1 pseudogene is annotated in these 574 nt (G+C 48.6%); it reads right to left on the reverse strand.

Annotation, left to right across the window (positions count from 1 at the left end):
* Positions 1–574, reverse strand: a pseudogene (locus tag R7Q11_RS28195) (carboxynorspermidine decarboxylase); the annotation flags it as partial.

The following is a 574-nucleotide window of genomic DNA, read 5'->3' on the forward strand; positions in this document are numbered from 1 at the left end:
GCCGTTGACAAATCTCTAGTGGCTGATCAAAATTCGCCACACAGAACTGATCACCGGCAAGACATGAACACGAACCAATCACGTACTCGTGCTCGCCGTTGTCAGATGCCTCTAGAATGGGAGGTGGGTCATTGTAAATCAGCGTATCAAGACGGTGTGCTTCAGTTGCAGAGTCGACAATTGCTGTCGTCTTCACGTTCTCAACGATATCGACCACAGTAACCACTAAGTCTGTCGTCTTAGTGATGATGGCTTCACCCGGCTCTAGGTACATTTGCACGCCGTGCTTCTCAGAGAATGCTTTTAGCGCTAGACCTAGCTTCTCAATATCGTAACCCGGCCACGTGAAGAATACACCGCCGCCCATGCTCACCCAATCCAGCTTGTTTAGGTATTCGCCAAACTGCTCTGAAATCGCATCTAATAGGCCGATAAACGCCTCCCCATCTTTGTTTTCACAATTCATATGGAACATCACGCCATCAATACCTTCAAATACTTCAGGTTTGATGTGATCAGCTTGTACACCTAAGCGAGAGAATTTGCGCGCAGGGTTTGCGAGGTCTTGACCCGC

Source organism: Vibrio sp. 970, assembly GCF_033339075.1.